Annotated in this window: 1 protein-coding gene; it reads right to left on the minus strand. The window is 69.2% G+C overall.

All coding sequences use genetic code 11. The features are described from left to right. Nucleotides 1-73: 73 nt before the first annotated feature. On the minus strand, nt 74-370 hold a 297-nt coding region (locus tag KUG41_RS15460), incomplete at its 5' end, for a helix-turn-helix domain-containing protein (protein ID WP_254217355.1).

Consider the following 370-nt stretch of genomic DNA (forward strand, 5'->3'; position numbering starts at 1 on the left):
GTGGATCACCGGTGATCCGGTGGCCGACCCGCTCAAAGCGGGCCAGCTGCTACTCCTTCGGAGAAGCCTACGGCTAGATGTCGACATGGATCATGTCCCCCGGTTGCTCCCACTGGTACCGCTGCACGGGGGGTTTGGGGTCAAGGTTCCGCAGCCGGTTCAGCCCCAGGCGCCGCATCGCCCGGGCCAGGGTGCTGATCGGCACCAGCACCACCCGGGCGATCCTCCGGAGGGTGCAGCGTTGGTGCCTGAGCTCCACGGCCTGCTGCAGGCGCTGCGGATCGAGCGTCCGCCGCTGGGTGCGGCGAACACTCCGTCGATCCGCCAGTGCCGCTGGCCCGCCTGAACGAAAGCGCGCCAGCCACTTGCG

Source organism: Synechococcus sp. CCY 9618 (assembly GCF_019038415.1).
Taxonomy (GTDB): Bacteria; Cyanobacteriota; Cyanobacteriia; order PCC-6307; family Cyanobiaceae; genus Cyanobium.